At 37.0% G+C, this 20,253-nt stretch carries 11 protein-coding genes; 4 read left to right on the forward strand and 7 right to left on the reverse strand.

Going from position 1 to position 20,253, the window contains the following annotated elements; genetic code table 11:
- The first annotated feature begins 3 nt into the window (after positions 1-3).
- A complete protein-coding gene (gene ligA, locus E5331_RS15985; protein ID WP_123484074.1) occupies positions 4-2,019 on the forward strand; it encodes an NAD-dependent DNA ligase LigA in 2,016 nt (671 codons plus the stop codon).
- A gap of 666 nt (positions 2,020-2,685) precedes the next feature.
- On the opposite strand, the gene lpdA is transcribed toward ligA, so the two are convergent.
- From lpdA to gcvT, 5 genes are all read right to left on the reverse strand, one after another.
- The gene (lpdA, locus tag E5331_RS15990; protein ID WP_123484073.1) at positions 2,686-4,041 is read right to left on the reverse strand and encodes a dihydrolipoyl dehydrogenase; all 1,356 of its coding nucleotides are present in this window, start codon (positions 4,039-4,041) and stop codon (positions 2,686-2,688) included.
- Positions 4,038-5,507, reverse strand: a complete 1,470-nt coding sequence (gcvPB, locus tag E5331_RS15995) for an aminomethyl-transferring glycine dehydrogenase subunit GcvPB (RefSeq protein ID WP_123484072.1) — start codon at positions 5,505-5,507, stop codon at positions 4,038-4,040. The genes lpdA and gcvPB overlap by 4 nt, the downstream gene beginning before the upstream one ends.
- Positions 5,508-5,513: 6 nt before the next feature.
- On the reverse strand, positions 5,514-6,836 hold the full coding sequence (gene gcvPA, locus E5331_RS16000; RefSeq protein ID WP_123484112.1) for an aminomethyl-transferring glycine dehydrogenase subunit GcvPA: 1,323 nt from the start codon (positions 6,834-6,836) through the stop codon (positions 5,514-5,516).
- A gap of 166 nt (positions 6,837-7,002) precedes the next feature.
- Complete coding sequence (gene gcvH, locus E5331_RS16005; protein WP_123484071.1) at positions 7,003-7,383, reverse strand: glycine cleavage system protein GcvH; 381 nt, start codon at positions 7,381-7,383, stop codon at positions 7,003-7,005.
- 31 nt (positions 7,384-7,414) lie between these two features.
- Positions 7,415-8,509 carry a glycine cleavage system aminomethyltransferase GcvT gene (gene gcvT / locus E5331_RS16010; protein WP_123484070.1) on the reverse strand — a complete coding sequence of 365 codons (1,095 nt, stop codon included), beginning with the start codon at positions 8,507-8,509 and terminating at the stop codon, positions 7,415-7,417.
- Positions 8,510-8,853: 344 nt separating this feature from the next.
- Between gcvT and E5331_RS16015 the strand changes: the two genes are divergently transcribed.
- Positions 8,854-10,095, forward strand: a complete 1,242-nt coding sequence (locus tag E5331_RS16015) for an ABC transporter permease (RefSeq protein ID WP_123484069.1) — start codon at positions 8,854-8,856, stop codon at positions 10,093-10,095.
- An 89-nt stretch (positions 10,096-10,184) separates the two neighbouring features.
- Positions 10,185-12,218 carry a molecular chaperone HtpG gene (gene htpG, locus E5331_RS16020; protein ID WP_123484068.1) on the forward strand — a complete coding sequence of 678 codons (2,034 nt, stop codon included), beginning with the start codon at positions 10,185-10,187 and terminating at the stop codon, positions 12,216-12,218.
- 67 nt (positions 12,219-12,285) lie between these two features.
- On the opposite strand, the gene E5331_RS16025 is transcribed toward htpG, so the two are convergent.
- Positions 12,286-14,688: a beta-galactosidase gene (locus E5331_RS16025; protein ID WP_123484067.1), complete on the reverse strand. Its 2,403-nt coding sequence runs from the start codon at positions 14,686-14,688 to the stop codon at positions 12,286-12,288.
- Positions 14,689-14,909: 221 nt separating this feature from the next.
- A complete protein-coding gene (locus tag E5331_RS16030; protein ID WP_123484066.1) occupies positions 14,910-16,556 on the reverse strand; it encodes a fumarate hydratase in 1,647 nt (548 codons plus the stop codon).
- 385 nt (positions 16,557-16,941) lie between these two features.
- Here E5331_RS16030 and E5331_RS16035 point away from each other — a divergent pair, with 385 nt between their 5' ends.
- Positions 16,942-20,235, forward strand: a complete 3,294-nt coding sequence (locus E5331_RS16035; protein WP_135985715.1) for a golvesin C-terminal-like domain-containing protein — start codon at positions 16,942-16,944, stop codon at positions 20,233-20,235.
- Positions 20,236-20,253 lie beyond the last annotated feature (18 nt).

The following is a 20,253-nucleotide window of genomic DNA, read 5'->3' on the forward strand; positions in this document are numbered from 1 at the left end:
TATATGGACTTATCTTCCGTCAAGTTATATATTGAGAATCTAAGAAAAGATCTTAATCGACATAATTATAATTATTATGTTCTTAATTCACCACAAATATCGGATATTGAATTTGATAAGTTGATGAAGGAGCTGGAATCTTTGGAACAGGAGTTTCCTGAATTTGTAGATCCATTATCTCCAACGCAACGAGTTGGATCCGATTTGACAAAGGGCTTTGAACATGTTGTGCATGTACGGCCTATGATGTCTCTTTCAAACTCTTATTCTATTGAAGAGGTAGATGATTGGTTTAATCGTGTAAAAAAATCATTGGCGAAGGAACAATTCAATATAGTTGGCGAATTAAAATTTGATGGGACATCAATTTCTATTACGTACAAATCTGGACGAATGATTAGAGCTGTCACTCGTGGAGATGGAACGCAAGGTGATGATGTCACAGCAAATGTTAAGACAATTAAAAGTATTCCATTGGAATTGCAACCTGGCGACTGGCCTGAGGAATTTGAGATAAGAGGTGAAATCCTTATGCCATGGGATATTTTTGAAAAATTAAATGCAGAAAGAGAATACAATGAAGAGCCTCTTTTTGCAAATCCTCGTAATGCAGCTTCTGGAACTCTTAAGATGCAAGATCCAAAAGAAGTTGCAAAACGTCATCTTGATGCTCGGTTCTATTATCTTTTAAGTGATAATCTTCCGTATGACTCCCATTATAAGAATATGGAAGCTGCGAGATCATGGGGGTTTAAAGTTTCATCTTGTATGAAGAAGCTTAATTCTCTTGATGGTGTAAACGAATATATTAAATATTGGGATATACATCGAAAGGAATTACCGGTTGCAACGGACGGACTGGTATTTAAAATAGATTCAATAAATCAGCAACTCAATTTAGGATTTACAGCAAAATCACCTCGTTGGGCAATTGCATATAAATTTAATCCGGAGAATGCATGCACTCCGTTAAAATATGTATCTTTTGAAACGGGTAGAATGGGTATCGTAACTCCGGTGGCAAATCTTGAACCAGTTTTACTTTCTGGTACGATAGTTAAGCGTGCTTCTCTACATAATGATGATATTATTCAAGAGCTTGATATTTATGAGGGAGACTGGTTATATGTAGAAAAAGGGGGTGAAATTATTCCTAAGATTACTGGAGTGGATAAAGAAAGACGTTTGCCTAATGCAAAAAAAATTCAGTTTGTTGATAAGTGTCCAGTATGTGGCACCCCACTCATAAAGATATACGGAGAAGCTGCTTGGTGTTGTCCTAATCATTATGGATGTAGACCTCAATTGACTGGTAAAATTGAACATTTCTGTGCTCGCAGAATGATGAATATCGATGGAATTGGTGAAGAAACAACTGAATTATTGTTTGATTGTGGACTTGTAAAGAATATAGCAGATTTATATGATCTCAAATATGACAATCTTTTGGGTCTTGATAAAATTGGAGAAAAAACTGCGAATAGAATAATTGATGGTATAGAAGCATCAAAATCAGTTCCATTTGAAAGAGTCATTTATGCTCTATCGATTCCAAATGTTGGAGAAACTACTGCTAAGCGGATTGCGAAAGCCGTTAAATCTATAGATAATATGCAGATGATGTCGGAAGAAGAGCTTACTGCAATTCCAGATGTAGGTCAGATAATTGCAAAGAGTATATATGATTTTTTAAGAGATCCAATCAATATAGATATAATAGCACGTCTGAAGCAAGCCGGAATACAAATGGAACTTTCTCAGGAAAAACTTTCATCATTAGGAGATGCTCTTGTTGGAAAAATTATAGTTATTTCTGGTACGTTTTTGCATCATTCCCGTGATGAATATAAGGAAATTATTGAACGTGAAGGCGCAAAAAATTCAAGTAGTATATCTAAAAAGACCTCGTTTGTTCTTGCAGGGGATAATATGGGTCCTTCAAAAAAAGAGAAATGTGAGAAATTAGGTATTCCGTTGATTTCAGAAGAGGAATTTCTTGAAATGATAGGCGGCAAATAGATATTTGGGTGTTATTGTGGAAACGTATTATATAAAAATAATACGTTTCCATAATGGAGCTTATTTTGTATCTATAGAAAAGGATTTGTATTGTTTATATTTGATTATAAATAGTTTATGTAGCTAATAATTTCTTTATTGTATATCTTAATAATATTATTATTCATTAATAAATATTATTATTTGTAATTTATACTACTTAATTATTCTATTCCTAATCATAAAGATGGCATTGTAATTGTTGTGTAAATTACATATAATCAGTATATTACTGGTAAAATTTATTAAATTAAGTATGATTTCCTTGGCATATTTATATAATGTTGATCCATTGTATTAGTATTTTGGATTCTAAGAGATATCAGAGATGTAAAATCTACTTAGATAATCTTAAGGTGTAGTGTATATTTTATCTTAAAACTTCTATAAACTTATGTAAAAAGATATTTCTAATATGGCATAAGTATCACATTAGTAGTGTTTTAGGCTTTATCTTCGTTAGATTAAGCGGCAATTCCTTGGACTTTTTGGACTTTGACTGTATGATTGATTGTATTTACAGATTCTAATAGGCATTTTTTGTATATTGAATCCTATTTTTTGTCAATTAAAGTTATTAAAAATATAAGGGCATTAAAAATGCCCTTATATTTAAAAGTATTTGTTTTATTTTACTGAATGAGCCGCTGATAAAATTACTTCGCTGACAGTTGGATGTCCGAAAATAATATCAGTTAATTCTGAAAGATGAATTTCTTGATTCATCATATCAGCACATTGTTGGGTTAAGTCTGCAGCTTCCACACCCATGATATGGGCACCGATAAGTAGACCATCCTCTTTACGGAATATCAGTTTACATAGACCATCAGTTTCACCAAGAGCAAGAGATTTTCCATTTGCTCTAAAAAAACTTTGACCAATCATAATGTCTATTCCGTCAGCTTTACATTTATCTTCAGTCATTCCTACCATACCGCATTCCGGAACTGTGAATACTGCCGATGGTACTAAGTCAAATAGAATATTATCGGTTTTGTGATCTATTGCATTCAATGCTCTTAACCCCTGGAATGATGCAGCATGTGCCAACATCATTCTTGCGTTCACATCGCCGATAGCATATATACCCTTTATGTTGGTTTCCATATTATCATCTACGGAAATTCCTTTTGATGAATATTCTATACCAGTGGATTCAAGATTAAGAGTATTTATACGCGGAGCCCTACCAACAGCCATCAGCAAATCTGAAGAGATAACTTTTTCAATTTTTCCTTTAACTTCATAAGTTACCTCAATTTCATTAAACTCATTCTGTTTAATTTCTTTTGCTGCTGCACCCGTGATGATTTTAATACCTTTCTTGCTGAGTGTTTGCTTTAATCGTTTAGCGATATCTGAGTCAAAAGGCGGAAGAATTTGTTTCAAAAATTCTATTACCGTTACTTTTGAACCGAGTTGGCTAAAGATTGATGCAAATTCCATTCCAATTACACCACCCCCAATCACAGTTAGTGATTCCGGAATATAATTTATATTCAGTATCTTGGAAGAATCCATTACACAATCAAGATCATGACCTGGTATTGGAAGTGATTTGGATGTGCTGCCTGTGGCGATTATGATATTATCTGCTGTATATTCTTCACCATCGGCCACTATAGTCGCAGCATTTTTGAATGAAGCCATTGAATTTATCACATTCACTTTTGCTTGCTTCAACATGCTGTCAATTCCACTACGTAATGTCTCGATAATATTATTTTTTCGTGACAAAACTTTATTATAGTCTACAGTGAAAGTGAAGTCCTCAATTCCGAAATCTTCTCCTTTTTTAAAATTCGAGATCATTTCAGCATTTCGGCATAGACATTTGGTTGGGATACATCCCTCGTTTAGACATGTACCGCCAAGTAAGGTTCCATTGAATAGGGTTACATTCTTATCGCGTTTTGCTGCGGCAAGAGCTGTCTCATATCCACCGGGTCCTGCTCCTATAATTATAATATCACTTTTCATTTCTTGTTGGCTTTTAAAGCTTTATAATTTAGGATCGGATTTTTTGCTGCGGTTGTCTCATCTAACTTGCGTACGATTGTTGTCAATGGTGCATTAATCACTTCATCGGGAGTCTCACGTGCTTCTTTGGCAACTTTGTGCATCACATCAATAAATTCATCAAGAGTATCTTTACTTTCTGTCTCTGTAGGTTCAATCATCATTGATTCATGAAATAACAGAGGGAAATAAATTGTGGGTGCATGGAATCCGTAATCAAGCAACCTTTTAGCAACATTTAATGTTGTCACTCCTGTTGATTTATCCTTGAGTCCATCAAATACAAATTCATGTTTGCATACTCCTTCAATTGGAAGCAAATAGTCGTCTTTAAGACTTTCCTTGATATAATTTGCATTTAGTGTCGCAAGTGGTCCTACATTTTTTATATTTTCTTTGCCAAGAGTGAGAATATAAGCATACGCCTTCATCATTACTCCGAAATTCCCAAGAAATGTTGATATATTGCCAAGGCTATCTTCTCCAAAATCAACATAAAATTTTCCATCAACATTTTTCTTTACTCTCGGATTTGGAAGGTATTTGACAAGATGAGATGCAACTCCGACAGGACCAGATCCTGGACCACCGCCCCCATGAGGAGTAGAGAAAGTTTTATGGAGATTAATATGCATAATATCAAATCCCATATCTCCTGGACGAACTTTTCCCAATAACGGATTAAGATTTGCTCCATCGTAATACAGCAGACCTCCAGCTTCATGAACAAGTTTCGCAATATCAAGGATTTCAGTTTCAAACATTCCAAGGGTATTGGGGTTTGTCATCATAATGCCGGCAATTGTATCATCAAGCAAGGGTTTAAGATCTTCTACATCAATTGACCCATTAGGCTTTGATTTTACTTCAATCACTTCCAACCCAGCAACCATTGCAGATGCCGGATTTGTACCATGTGCAGAGTTCGGAACAATTACTTTTGTTCGCTTATGATCTCCTCTTGAAATATGGTATTGCCTCATTACCATCAATCCTGTAAGTTCTCCATGGGCTCCAGCATAAGGATTGAGGGTGAATTCTGCAAGACCTGCTATGTTGGATAGCATTTTTTGTAGATTCCAATATAATTCAAGGGATCCTTGTGCAGTCTCTGCATCTTGAAGAGGATGAATATTATTGAATGCCGGTAAGGCTGCTATTTCTTCATTGATTTTTGGATTATATTTCATGGTACAACTACCAAGAGGATAAAATCCAGTATCGACTCCAAAATTTTTAGATGATAGATTTGTGAAATGGCGAACCACTTCAAGCTCGCTTACTTCTGGAAGATCTGCCGGAGTTTCTCTCAATAGTGTATCGGGTATTGCCGACAAACCATTCGTTCCATATCCATTCTTAGGAAGAGAATAACCCTTTCGTCCGGGTTTTGAGAGTTCAAATATAAGTTTATCGTATGTTTTCATTTTCCGTTATCCTTCAACAATTAAGTTTACGAGTCTGTCTATTTCTTCTTTAGTCCTTTTCTCTGTCACTGCGAACTCAACCATGCCATTCCCAAGAAGGATGCCTCCCATGATACCATTTTCAAGTAATTTGGAATTTATCTTTTCCATGTCAAGTTCGGTTTTAACCACAAATTCCTTTAAGAACGGCTTATCAAATGCTGGTGAGAATTTACCGGATTCAATTAATCTGTGGTAAAGATAATGTGCCCCATCACAAGAAAGGACGTTAACTTCCTTCAATCCTTCTTTTCCAAGAAGAGACATGTAAATGGTAGCATACAAAGCCATAAGACTTTGATTTGAACAAATGTTGCTTGTAGCTTTTTCTCTACGTATATGTTGTTCACGGGCCTGTAAGGTGAGTACGTATGCACGTTTTCCATCGGCATCAGTTGTTGCCCCTACCACACGTCCGGGCATTTTACGAAGCATAGATTTGCTACATGATATATAACCAAGATATGGCCCGCCAAAAGCCAATGGCATTCCAAGCGATTGCCCATCGCCACATGCGATATCAGCTCCCCATTCAGAAGGAGTGCGAAGCACTGCTAATGTGGATGGATCTGCGAATATAGCAAGGGCTCCCTTTGAGGAATGAATGGTATCAGCCAAGCCTGTAAAATCTTCTATTATACCGTATTTATTAGGTGTCGGGACGATCACTCCAGCGACATCACCCTTGGAAAGTTCTGTTGAAATCTCTTCAAGATCTGTGATGCCTTCTTTTTCTGGAATAAGAGTTAAATTTACGCCATGAAACTTTGCATAAGTTTCTACAACGCGAATAACTCTATCTGATACTGTTGAAGATATTAGGATCCTATTTTTCTTCTTGGCAGACGCTACCATCATAAACATTGCCTCTGCTGCAGCAGTAGCTCCGTCATACATAGATGCATTTGTAGCTTCCATGCCGGTTAATTCGCTTATCATACTCTGATATTCAAATATATATTGAAGAGTACCTTGTGAAATCTCAGGTTGATAAGGGGTATATGCTGTGTAAAATTCACTGCGAGAAAGAAGATGGGCTACGGTGGATGGTGCATAGTGATCATACGCTCCTCCTCCTGCAAAAATAGTAAGAGTTTTATTTTTTGAACCCAAATCGTTGATATGGCGACGTAATTCTATCTCAGACATTGCAGAAGGTATATCATATTCTTCCCGATATATTACTTCTTCCGGAACGTCTCCATAGAGTTCGTCGATTGATGCAACACCAATTTTATTGAGCATTTCACGAATTTCGCTCTCGGTGTGCGGCATAAATTTATCTGACATGATTAGATTTAATTTGACTAAATGAAGCTTAGACTTCATTAAATTATTCAACTGATAGAGTTCGACATCCGTCGACATATCCATATATGTCAAGAGTTAAGAGTAAGGTGGGGCTAAACTACCTAAACACCCAACTCTTAACCCTTGAAAATTCTATATGCTCAAATTATTCTTCGCATATTTTTGCGTATGCAGCTGCATCAAGGAGAGAATCAATTTCAGAGGCATCCGATACCTTCACTTTCATAATCCAATTGGAGTATGGATCTTGATTTACAAGTTCGGGTTCATCCTCAAGAGCTTCATTGATCTCAATGACTTCTCCTGATACAGGAGAGATAAGATCACTGGCAGCCTTGACACTCTCAACTGCTCCAAAATCTTCACCTTGTGATACTTCGTCCCCAACTTCCGGCATATCAACATACACGATGTTGCCTAAAGCATGTTGTGCATAGTCTGAAATGCCGATAGTGGCGATATCGCCTTCAAGTTTAACCCATTCATGAGAATCTGCATAGCGCAAATCTTCTAAAATCTTACTCATATCTTATATAAATTTATTTCGTTGAAAAATATTATTTTTTATAGTTTTTATCGTAGAACCGTTTTTTTATAACCTTGGCAGGGAATGTTTTCTTTCTGATTCGAACTTCCACGTTTGTCCCAAGTTTATCGTATGGTTTTTCAATCATGGCCATAGCGACACTTTTGCCTGTAGATATGCTGCGATAGCCAGTAGTGATCTCCCCTATTTGCTTACCGTCAATTTCTACGGGATATCCATGGCGAGGTATGGCATTACCTTCAAGTTCAATCCCCACAATACGGCGTTTTACTCCATCAGCCTTTTGTGTTGCAAGTGCTTCCTTACCGATAAATTCAGGCTTATCAAGTTTTACGAACATACTTAGACTTGCTTCAATAGGCGTGATATCTTCAGAGAGTTCATCACCATAAAGAGGTAGTCCTACTTCAAACCGCAATGTATCTCGACAACCTAAGCCGCAAGGCTGAACACTTGCATCCATTAATTTGTCCCATGTCTTACGTGTGAAATCATGACTTCCGTATACTTCAAAGCCATCTTCTCCGGTATAACCGGTACGACTCACAATTATATCTTCTCCGTCAATGTGTATTGTCTTGAAGTTATAGAAAGGAATGTCTTTAACTGGAATATTCAATACTTGCTCAACGGTTTCTTCCGCTTTAGGTCCTTGAATAGCAACTTCTCCGTAATATGGGCTTTGATCAATTATCTCGACATCAAACCCTTCTGAATTCTTTAATATCCAGTCAACATCTTTTGCAATGTTTGATGCGTTGATTACAAGGAAATATTCATCATCAGACACTTTATATACTAAAAGATCATCGACTGTGCCACCTTTTTCATTGCACATCATACCATAAAATATCTGACCATCAGGCGCGCCGGTGACATCATTGACGAAAATATGGTTTACGAATTTACAGGCATCAGCACCTTTGACCCGGACTTCACCCATGTGGCTTACATCAAAAACTCCGACTTCGTGCCTTACTGCGTTGTGTTCTTCTGTTATACCCTTATATTGTATGGGCATATCAAAGCCTCCAAATGGTGACATCAAGGCTCCTAATGCAACATGACGATCATGGAGACATGTTTTAGTTAGATTTTCTTCCATTTTTATGGTTTAAATTATGATGTTGTTTCTTTTTGCAAGGCAAAAACTATTGCTTTGCTGGCATTTAGAAATAAGGATCCGACATGTTGTCGGTTTTCATTTTCAAAGTTAATTAAACAGATTTAATTCACCAAATTTTTTTAAGAAAAAGAATTAGAAAGTTTTTTGATTGTCTTTAATAAAAGAAACAGACTAATGTTGGATTAAATAATAATTGTATCCCTATATTCTCTAATGATGGCATCCTTACATAGTATATGTCGTAAATAATTCCTAAATTTGCAAGATAATGAGGTAACATATACATGAATTCCTCGCTATATTTTATAAATTCACTTGTTTTTATGAATTACGCATTTTTCGTATCCCGTCATTTGTCGTTATCTTATGGCGGCAATAAAAAAGCTCCGGCGATTATTGTCGCTGTTGTCGCTGTTGCTCTTTCTGTGGCAGTCATGATTATTTCAATTTCAATTGTACTTGGATTTAAGAAAGAGATAAGAGATAAGGTGATTGGATTTAATAGTCATATAACGTTGTTTTCATCACCGATTTCAAATAATGAGGATAATATAATTACTCTTACTCCAGTACTACAGAAAGAATTAAATAAAATGTCGTTTGTGACGGATTATTCTTTGCAAGCTGCAATACCAGCAATATTGAAAACTAATTCGGATTTTAAGGGTACTTATTTAAAAGGTATAGCCAGTGAAAGATCTGTTGAATTCCTAAGGAAGAATCTTTTGTCTGGTGAAGTTGTAGATTTCTCTAATCCCGAGAATAAAGCTAAAATTATTATTTCTAATAAGGTGGCATCACAGTTAGGATTGAGCGTTGGAGATAAGATTGACACTTATTTTATTAGCGATGAAATACGGGTTAGACGGTTATCTGTGGTTGGTGTATATGACTCTCATTTTGACCAATATGATGATCTCATGATTTTCGGCTCGCTTTCACTTATTCAGCAGTTAGGTAATATTGAAGATAACCAAGGTACATCATTGCAGATTAATACAGATGATTTCAGCAACGTGCAAGAATATTCCGTCATTTTACAGAATACTCTAAACAAGGCGGTTGCTGAAGGCGAATTATCTTATGTGTTTCATGTAGAGAATGCATATAATCAAGGAGTGGTCTATTTCAGTTGGTTGAATCTTCTGGATACAAATGTTGTTGTTGTGTTAATATTGATGATGATTGTGGGTTGTGTCACGTTGGTGTCAGGAATGCTCATTATTATATTGGAAAAAAAATCATTTATAGGAATTATGAAAGCCTTAGGTGCTTCGACATCGAAGATTCGTGAAATTTTTATTTGGCTTGCTCTAAGAATAGCACTTTGGGGAATGTCAATAGGTAATATCATTGCTGTGACATTTATATATATGCAAAGAAAAACTCATTTTATCCCACTTGATCCTGATTCCTATTACATTGATTTTGTTCCTGTGGTTATGTCATGGGAGTCAATAGTGCTTCTAAATATTGGTGTATTGTTTGTTGTGTATTGTGTACTTATTCTGCCGTCAAGATTTGTCGCATCTGTCTCACCTGCGCAAACAATGCTTTCTGAATAATATAAAAATAGTTAATGTAATGATATATTTTGGCATGGTATTTGTTGTAGTTTAATACTAAAAGAGTATACATAAATAAAACATAAATTATGGCTACAGGCAAAATTGGGGTCACAACTGAAAATATATTCCCCATAATAAAGAAATTTCTATATAGTGATCATGAGATTTTTCTCAGAGAACTTGTTTCAAATGCTATTGATGCTACACAAAAAATCAAGACTCTGTCATCGTTCGGCGATTATAAAGGAGAACTTGGTGATTTGAAAGTGGTTGTATCAGTCGATAAAAATGCAGGGACTCTTACTGTATCTGATCATGGTATTGGTATGGATGCTGATGATATTAATAAATACATTAACCAAATAGCATTCTCCGGAGCAGAGGAATTTCTTGCAAAATACAAAGATACAGCTAATTCCATTATAGGGCATTTTGGTCTTGGTTTCTACTCGGCTTTTATGGTTTCTAAAAAAGTCGTTATTAGATCGCTTTCATACAAAGATGGAGCCAAGGCTGTTGAATGGAGTTGTGATGGCAGTCCTGAATTTGAAATGACGGAAATTGAAAAGGCAGGGAGAGGTACAGATATAGTGCTTTATATAGACGATGATAATAAGGATTTTCTTGAGCAAGATCGTATCGATACTTTATTAAAGAAGTATTGTAGATTTTTGCCTGTACCTGTCGTTTCCGGTAAGGAGAAGGAATGGAAAGATGGCAAATATGTAGATACAGATAAGGATAATGTTGTCAATGCTTCAGAACCTCTCTGGACAAAGAAACCGGTTGATTTGACAGATGAAGATTATTTGAAGTTCTACCATGAATTGATGCCGGGAAATGAAGACCCAATGTTCTGGATTCATCTAAATGTAGATTATCCTTTTACTCTAACAGGAATATTGTATTTCCCTAAAATTCGTAGTAATTTCGATGTACAGAAAAACCGGATTCAATTATATTGTAATCAAGTCTATGTCACTGATCAAGTGGAAGGAGTTGTGCCGGAATTTATGACTCTGATGCAGGGTGTCATAGATTCACCGGATATCCCTCTCAATGTGAGTCGAAGCTATCTTCAGGCGGATCAGCAGGTGAAGAAGATTTCATCTTATATATCTAAGAAAGTTGCGGAGAAACTTGATAAGATGTTTAGAGATGATCGTAAATCTTTCGAAGAAAAATGGGATGATATAAAAATATTCATTGAATATGGCATGTTGACTGATGAGAAATTTTATGAGTCAGCAAAAAAATTCTTTCTCATTAAAGATGTAAACTCTAAATATTACACTCTGGATGAGTACCGGATTCTTATTGAACCTGAACAAACGGATAAGGATGAAACTGTTGTCTATCTTTATTCTACGGATACGGTATCTCAATATACGTATATCAAGGCTTGTGAAGATAAAGGTTATAATGTATTGGTAATGGACGGTCAGCTTGATAGCCATATAATTGGTCTTATTGAGCAAAAAATTGAAAAGACCCGTTTCGTCCGAGTCGATTCAGATATTCCGGAACGACTGATTGTAAAAGATAATCAAGATGATGCCGGTTTGACTCCTTTGCAGACGGATATCATGAGCACGCTGATCCGTTCGCAGATACCTGAAATTGAAAAAACAAATTTCATAGTAAGTTTTGCAGCTCTTAAAGAGAGTGATGCACCTGCTACAGTAACGCGTAATGAATTTATGCGACGTATGAAGGAAATGGCGGCAATGCAGCCGGGTGCAGGATTCTATGGAGAGATGCCAGATAGTTATGAAATTATCATCAATACAAATCAGCCTGTTGTTAAGCAAGTTGTTGAAGATGCCACAACTTCTCTTGAAAAAGAGGTGGCTCCAATCAGAGCAGATATTGAGATTCTAAACAATCATATTGAGTCTCTTCGAAAGGAAGCTTCAGAGAAGAAAGAGTCAATGCCCGACATATCTGATAAAGAGAGTAAGGTGACTGAATTGCGTAACACGGAATCCGAGGTAATTAGTTCTTATGCTAAGACACAACCTAAGGTTAAGCAAATTATTGACTTGGCTCTTCTCCAAAGTAATCTCCTGAAAGGTGAGAGCTTGAATGAATTTATAAAACGTTCAATTTCATTATTATAATTATAATAATGTTGACAAAGAAAAGAGGGTATACCTATTTTGGCATACCCTCTTTTCTTTGTCGACATTATTTCTTAAATGGCTCCTTACTGATATAGACCTTAAAGTTCTTTATTGCACCAGGCACTTCGCTTTCCATTCTTGGAAGGTATTGGATTCCGGATACTTTCTTAGAGCTACCAAGGTCAATTACGATAGCATGAGGGAATGGTTTACCTGCCTCTGTACTCCAATAAGTTGATTCTTGAAGGTCAAATGACTTATCGGCAGATCTATTGCCGGTTTTGACATCTTCACTATCGGCATAATCCACAATCCATGGCTCTCTTGATATTCGTTCGCCTTTATCGTCAAGAACGTATAATTCAGCTATAGCCGCAATATCTTTTCCATCAATTGCATCAATAGCTTCAAGGCATAAGTAGCGTCCTTCTGTTGGCTTGTCAAGTTTCTTCTCTTGCCATCCATTCCCCGCAGAGAATTCTCCTACCAGCAGCGGGGATATTTCGGAGAGATCAAGATTTTCGCCTTCCAAACGATGAGTGAGAGGTTTACGCACCTGTAGATTGTTAAGTAATGGAGACGTAAGGCCCTCGGATATTGCCTGATGGGGACCTACAATATCAAAGACCATTATATCGTTCTCCCCCTCTTTCAACCAACATCCAGGCATATAAAGGGTTTGTTGAGGACCGATTTCCCATATTCTACCGATACCATGTCCGTTGACATATACCAGACCTTTCCCCCATGTCTCAAAATTGAGGAATGTATCAGATGGCTTGTTTACGTTAAATGTCCCTCGATAGACTCCGATTGGTAATCTACCATTTTCACCAATAGAAAATGTTTCTATTGGAAAATATTCCATGGAATCATAAAATTCCGGATTATCGTTGAGGTTAAATATTTCCCAATTTTTGAGGTCGCAAATAAAAGGATAACCATCTCTATCTTCTTTGACAGTGACGTTATTTGTGATACCCTTAAAATCTTTAATTGCACGCCCGAAATTGATTCTTCCCATAGCTTCAACCAGAATATCAAGCTGCGCACCTCTTTTACATGAAGGAATTGTTAAATCCTTTTCCCCGTTCCTTCGGTCAAGTTTACCTATATATTTACCGTCAATAAATATTTGGGCATAGTCATGTGGGTCATTTACTGTCAATACTCCTCCATTAGTAAGTTCCGGGAGAGTAGTACGGTATAATATACTTCCGAACCCTTGGTCATATTCTTCCATTGTCCGTATTTCCTCGTCTTGTTTAGGCTCGGGTAGATTTGGGAATAATGGTGCGACTTCAGTGAAATTGAACTTTTTTATTGAAATCGGCTTTATCGTTTTGGGCACAGGAGGAAGTTTCTTGCCATTGTTATATTTTGAAAGAGTTTTACGTAAATCCCAATATTTAGGAGTTGTCTGTCCACTTTCGCTTATTGGCGCATCATAGTCATACGATGTTACATCAGGTGCATATCCAGGTGAGTTTGCGCCTGCCCAATGTCCCCAGTTTGTCCCTCCGTGAGTCATATATAAAGAAAAAGATATTCCTTTTGAAAGCATCTCATCAATACCCTCAATCATGTCGGCAGATGGTCTGGTTTCATGATTAGCCCCCCATTTGTCAAACCATCCACTCCAGAATTCGGAACACATAAGGGGACTTTCGGGACGCAGCTCCTTTAATTTTGCAAATTGCTGATCAATATTTGCACCAGTACCAAAATTCATGGTCCAGATCAAATCATCAAGCCCATTAAGTGTGAAATTAGATGACCAATCACATTGGAAAAGAGTAACGTCGTCACCGAAATTTTTACGTAACATATCTCTGATATTTGCAACGTATTCTTTATCTTCACCGTATGAGCCATATTCATTTTCTACTTGAACCATTATGATTGGTCCACCGTTTGATATGGTCATGTCTGCGACTTGATCAGCAACAGCCTTTTGGAATTTGTCTACCCTCTCAAGAAAATATGGATCATTTTCTCGTAGCTTGATATCTTTCTTCTTCAAGAGCCACCATGGTAATCCTCCCATTTCCCATTCTGCACAAACGTATGGTCCGGGACGAAGAATTACTTTCATATCATTTTCCGCACATAATCTTATAAATTCTGCAAGATCATTTTGTCCGGAAAAATCAAATTCTCCTTCTTTTGGTTCATGGGAATTCCAGAATGTGTAAAGACAAATCGTATTCATGCCAAGAGCCTTGCATAGTTTTATTCTTTGATCCCAATATGGCTTTGGAATTCTGGGATAATGCAACTCAGCCGCTTTGACGACAAATGGTTCGCCATTGAGCAAGAATGTACCGTTTCCGGCTTCAAATTTTCCATTTGATATAGTTTGTTCCGATGCCTGTTGTGGTAGAGGCATGGAAATTGCAGATGCTGATAATGCCGTGGAGAATAATGAAGCCACAGCAATTATCTGGATGATAGGTTTGTGTTTCATATCGAAATTATTCGAGTTTATTATGGTTTGATTTATTATGCGAATTTAGATATAATTATTAGGAAGTGTCTAAACAAATCAGTCAAATTTGAATATAAATCAGTCTTTATAGACGATTTTAGGTACAAAAAATAGCAATCTCCGGTTAATTTGACCGGAGATTGTATTTGTGCTTCAAAATATAATTATTTTGAAGATTATTATTTGCTTGACATGAAGTATCATTTGCATGTGTCAAGTGGACAACGAGGTTTAATCTGCTTGAAGAAGTCATTGCCCTTATTGTCGACAAGAATGAATGCGGGGAAATCTTCCACTTCAATCTTCCATATTGCCTCCATACCAAGTTCCGGGTATTCAAGAAGCTCGACATTCTTAATTGAATTCTTTGCCAAGATAGCAGCAGGACCACCAATTGATCCGAGATAGAAGCCTCCATGTTTTTTGCAAGCATCAGTGACTTGCTGGCTTCTGTTGCCTTTTGCAATCATAATCATGGAGCCACCCGCCTCTTGGAATTGGTCAACATAGGAATCCATTCGACCTGCTGTTGTAGGTCCAAAAGATCCTGAAGGAAGACCTTCCGGTTTTTTTGCGGGACCTGCATAATAAATTGGATGGTCTTTTAGATACTGTGGCATTGGTTCTCCGGCATCGAGACGTTCCTTGATTTTTGCGTGAGCTATGTCTCTGCCAACAATGATAGTGCCATTGAGAGATAAGCGAGTTGAAACTGGATATTTATCAAGATCTGCAAGCACTTCCTTAATAGGACGATTCAGATTGATTTTTACCACTTCACCCTCACCTTCATTACGGAGTTCCTCAGGAATCAGCTCGCCGGGGAATTCATCAAGCTTTTCAATCCAAAGTCCATCTTTGTTTATTTTAGCTTTTACATTGCGGTCGGCTGAGCAGCTAACTCCCATTCCCACTGGACATGAGGCTCCATGACGAGGTAAACGTACCACTCTGATGTCATGAGCATAGTATTTACCTCCGAATTGTGCCCCAAGACCAAGATTATGTGCAGCGTCAAGAAGTTCTTTCTCAAGTTCAATGTCGCGGAAAGCTTGGCCATATTCATTCCCTTCTGTAGGAAGATTGTCGTAATACTTAGCTGATGCTTTCTTTACAGTGGCAAGGTTTACTTCAGCAGAAGTTCCTCCAATAACGAATGCGATATGATACGGAGGACAAGCCGCTGTGCCGAGAGTCTTCATCTTTTCTATAAGGAATGGGACAAGCGTTTTCTTATTTAATATGGCTTTTGTCTCCTGATATAAATAAGTTTTATTTGCTGAACCACCACCTTTTGCAATGAAGAGGAATTTATATTCATCATCTTCAGTTGCATGGATCTCGATCTGAGCCGGAAGATTGCATCCCGTATTGACTTCGTCATACATTGTCAATGGCGCATTCTGAGAATATCGCAGGTTATTCTCCGTATAAGTCTTGTATACGCCCAAAGCAATACGCTCTTCATCGTTGCAACCGGTCCAAACATGTTGCCCCTTATATGCTGCACAGATTGATGTGCCGGTATCCTGGCAGAAAGGAAGAACTCCTTTGGATGCTACTTCTGCATTACGTAGCATCGTAAGTGCTACAAACTTGTCGTTTTCAGAAGCTTCCGGATCTTTAAGTATTTTTGCAACCATCTCGTTGTGTTCACGACGAAGCATAAATGAACAATTGTGGCTCGCTTCATTAGCAATTATTGTTAATGCTTCCGGATCAACTACGAGCATTTCATGTCCGTTCCAATTCTCAACTTTGACATAATCTTTCGTGATGAGACGATATTCTGTCGTGTCAGGTCCTAATGGAAATGGATCCTGATAATGAAAGGGTTTTGTTGCCATTGTATTTTTATTTAGATATAACTTGCATTTGACTGCATAAACAGTCTGTCGGCTTATTTTTGCAAAAATACGTAATTTATTCGACAACTGAAAACTAAATTAGAAAGAATTTTTTATAAGGTGGATTTTTATTTTATTCATCAATTAAGTGAGTGTGATTAACAAATTTTTATTTTTAATTATAAAGTTTTTTTCATAATTTTGTAAGTTGCGATTTCCCAAGTTAACATCATTGAATATTAAGTCGTATTATTTGAAATTATTATGCGACTGTTTCCTAAGACTGCAATGTATGACTTGTGGAACACATTGAAGGAGTTCAATTTTTTACATTCTTCAATAACCAATTGTAAAATGTAGACCTACGATGGCTAAATTATATTGTATGAAATTCAGAAGCATCTTATATATCTTATCAGCGTTTATTATTACGTTGGCAGGATTCGCAGCAACTGATGTGCAAGCTGCAAAGAAATCTAAGGCAAAGACATCAGTTGCTGCCAAGAAAAAATCCACATCAAATAAGAAAAAAAACATTGGTAATAAAAAAAAATCAAAGAAAGTTAGTGCTAAAAGAAAAAAATCGGTTTCAAAAAAACGTGTCAAACGGAATGGAATCAGCCATAAGCAGTACACTCCTCCTGTAGACCTACCGCTTAATGACTCATTGACTCTCTTAGTAAATTCAGAAGTCATATCGTGGATTCCTGAAAATCTAAATCCTGGAGGACTCAGGGTAAATAGCGTCATTCCTGATAATCGCACACGAACAGCAAAAGTGAAGTTAAACGAAAATTTCACCTATTTACCTGTGTCAAGCGATCTGATCTCGGCTATGAGAAATAAAATATCTGAGATTCTTCCGGATTCAATTTCGGATTATTATGTGTCTCTTAATGTCGGAGATAAGAATTATTCATATTATATAACTACAATTGATAAACTTCCGGAGGAATATCGGAAGAATATCCCATTTGTAATTGCTGCTGAACCATACGTCAATGCTTCAAAGGGGATGAAAAACGATATTGTCGCATTATGGGCAAGTCATGGACGTTACTATAAGCCTGGAAGTGGAGCATGGCTTTGGCAACGCCCTAAATTATTCCAAATAACTGAAGATACACATACTATGAGTTACATACTTCCGTATGTCGTTCCTATGTTGGAAAATGCTGGAGCTTACGTAATGTTGCCAAGAGAGAGGGACATAAATCGTAATGAGGTTATCGTTGATAATGATACGAATGATGATGGCTATATATTTTCTCAGCCATATTATAAAGAAATGACTGGAAGTACAGAATGGTCAACAGGTTATGGAGAGGGATTCATCTATGATCTTCCGGATTTCCGAGATACTGAAAATCCTTTTGAAAATGGCACTTATAGACAAACCACTACTATAACGTCAGGTTCGCCTTCTGTAGCTGCATGGTATGCGGATATACCTGAAGATGGCGAGTATGCCATATATATAAGTTATAAAACTTTACCAAATTCAACGACGGATGCTCATTATACGGTTAATTATTCAGGTGGAATTAGAGAGTTTAGAGTAAATCAGAAAATGGGTGGTGGAACTTGGATATATCTCGGAACATTCCCACTTGAGTCTGGATATAGCGATACTGAGCCTATTGTGACACTTTCTAATATTTCTGATAAATCTGAAGGGTGTGTTATTACTGCTGATGCTGTCAAAATTGGTGGGGGTATGGGTAATATTGCACGTAGCGACAAAAGATCCGATATATATAATAATCCATCAACTCCTGATAATAGCATCACCAAGGATACGTCAGATTTCCCGAATGAAGATAGTGAGATCCAGAACATTTATGAGACAGGTGATTCAGTATCTTTAAATTTGGAACAGAACTTGGCTTTTGAATCTAAATTTAAAGTGTCAGGATTACCACGTTATCTTGAAGGTGCTCGTTATTGGCTGCAGTGGGCTGGAATGCCTGAGTATATATATTCTCCATATCATGGTGAAGATGACTATAAAGATGACTATACATCACGAGGCAATTGGGTGAATTATCTTGCAGGTGGCTCACGTGTATTACCTCAAGAACCCGGATTAAATATACCTGTTGATGTGGCAATGGCTCTTCATTCAGATGCAGGTAAACGAGCGGATGATTCTTTTGTCGGAACTTTGGGAATATTTTATACTAATGGAGGCGACAGTTACATTGACGGGACACCCAGGTCAAATTCCAGGACATTGACAGATATGCTTATGCGCCAGATTGTATCTGATATTCGTCAGACGTGGGAACCTAATTGGAAACGACGTTCTATGTGGGATAAGTCTTATGTTGAGGCTCGAGTTCCAGAAGTGCCGACGTCTCTTATTGAATTCATGAGTCATCAGAATTTTGCAGATATGTGGTATGCTCTTGATCCAGGATTCCGTTTTTCTGTCAGTCGTTCGATTTATAAGGCCATAGGTCGTTTTATTGCTGAACGTAAGGATAGAAAATTTGTGGTACAACCGCTTCCGATCAAGAATTTTTCAATTGTTAAAGTTAAAAAGAATCATTATAAGTTAAGTTGGGAGAAAACTCATGATCCATTGGAGCCAACTGCTGTCCCGGAAAAATATATAATTTTTGAGAGGACTGCTGATGAATTAGGATTTCATAAATTAGGAGAAACTAAGGATGATCATTTTGAAGTTATTGTTGATGATTCAGATATTCATTCCTTCAAGATTGTCGCTGCAAATTCCGGAGGAATGTCCTTCCCTTCTGAAATATTAGCAATGAGAGAGTCTGGACATAATGAATCTCCGGTGTTGATAATAAATGGTTTTACAAGGATAAGTGGTCCTGCTCATTTCTCAAAAGATGGTATGGCTGGATTTGATGCATCTTCTGATTTTGGAGTGCCGTATTTACGAGACATATCATTTATGGGCTATCAGACAGAATTTAATCGTGCCGCAGGTGAGTCTTTTGGCCGCTCTGGGGATAGTTATGCTGATGTTGTGATTGCAGGTAATACTTTTGATTTTCCATATATTCACGGATTGGCACTTGCTGATGCTAATAAGGGTTTTGTTTCAACAAGTGTTGGGGCAGTGGAATCAGGGTTGGTTAAGTTGCAAAATTATAAACTTATTGATCTAATTTTGGGAAAACAGAAGCTTACTATTACCGGTAATGGCAATACTGGACTGCGTTATTTCGCGTTTTCAAAGAAACTTCAACAAGAGATTACAAATTTTGTAAATCAGGGTGGGGATATATTTATATCAGGTCAGTATATTGTTAGCGATCTTTATGATTCCAGATCTTCGGAAGGTAGTATTGATTTCGCCCAAAAAGTACTGGGTATCTCAAAAGGGGAAGGAAGTGTCTCTTATTCCGGATCACTTTCAATTAATGCCGGTGCAATGGATTCTAACATAAAAAAATCTTCTTTAAACTATAGTTCGACTCTAAACGAAAAACAATATATAGTCGAATCTCCGGATATAATTGCTCCGTCAGGAGAAATTGAATCTGAAATATTCCTTACTTTTAGTGATACAGGGAATGCCGCTGGAGTGTTTACGAAAAAAGGTAAAAGTAGAGGAGTGATAATGAGCATTCCATTTGAATCAATATGGGATTCAAATGTGCGTAGCTTATTAATGAGACAATTGGTTGATTATCTGGAGAAGTAGTATTTTTTATAATTTTAA

The sequence above is a fragment of the Lepagella muris genome (assembly GCF_004793975.1).
GTDB classification, from domain to species: domain Bacteria; phylum Bacteroidota; class Bacteroidia; order Bacteroidales; family Muribaculaceae; genus Lepagella; species Lepagella muris.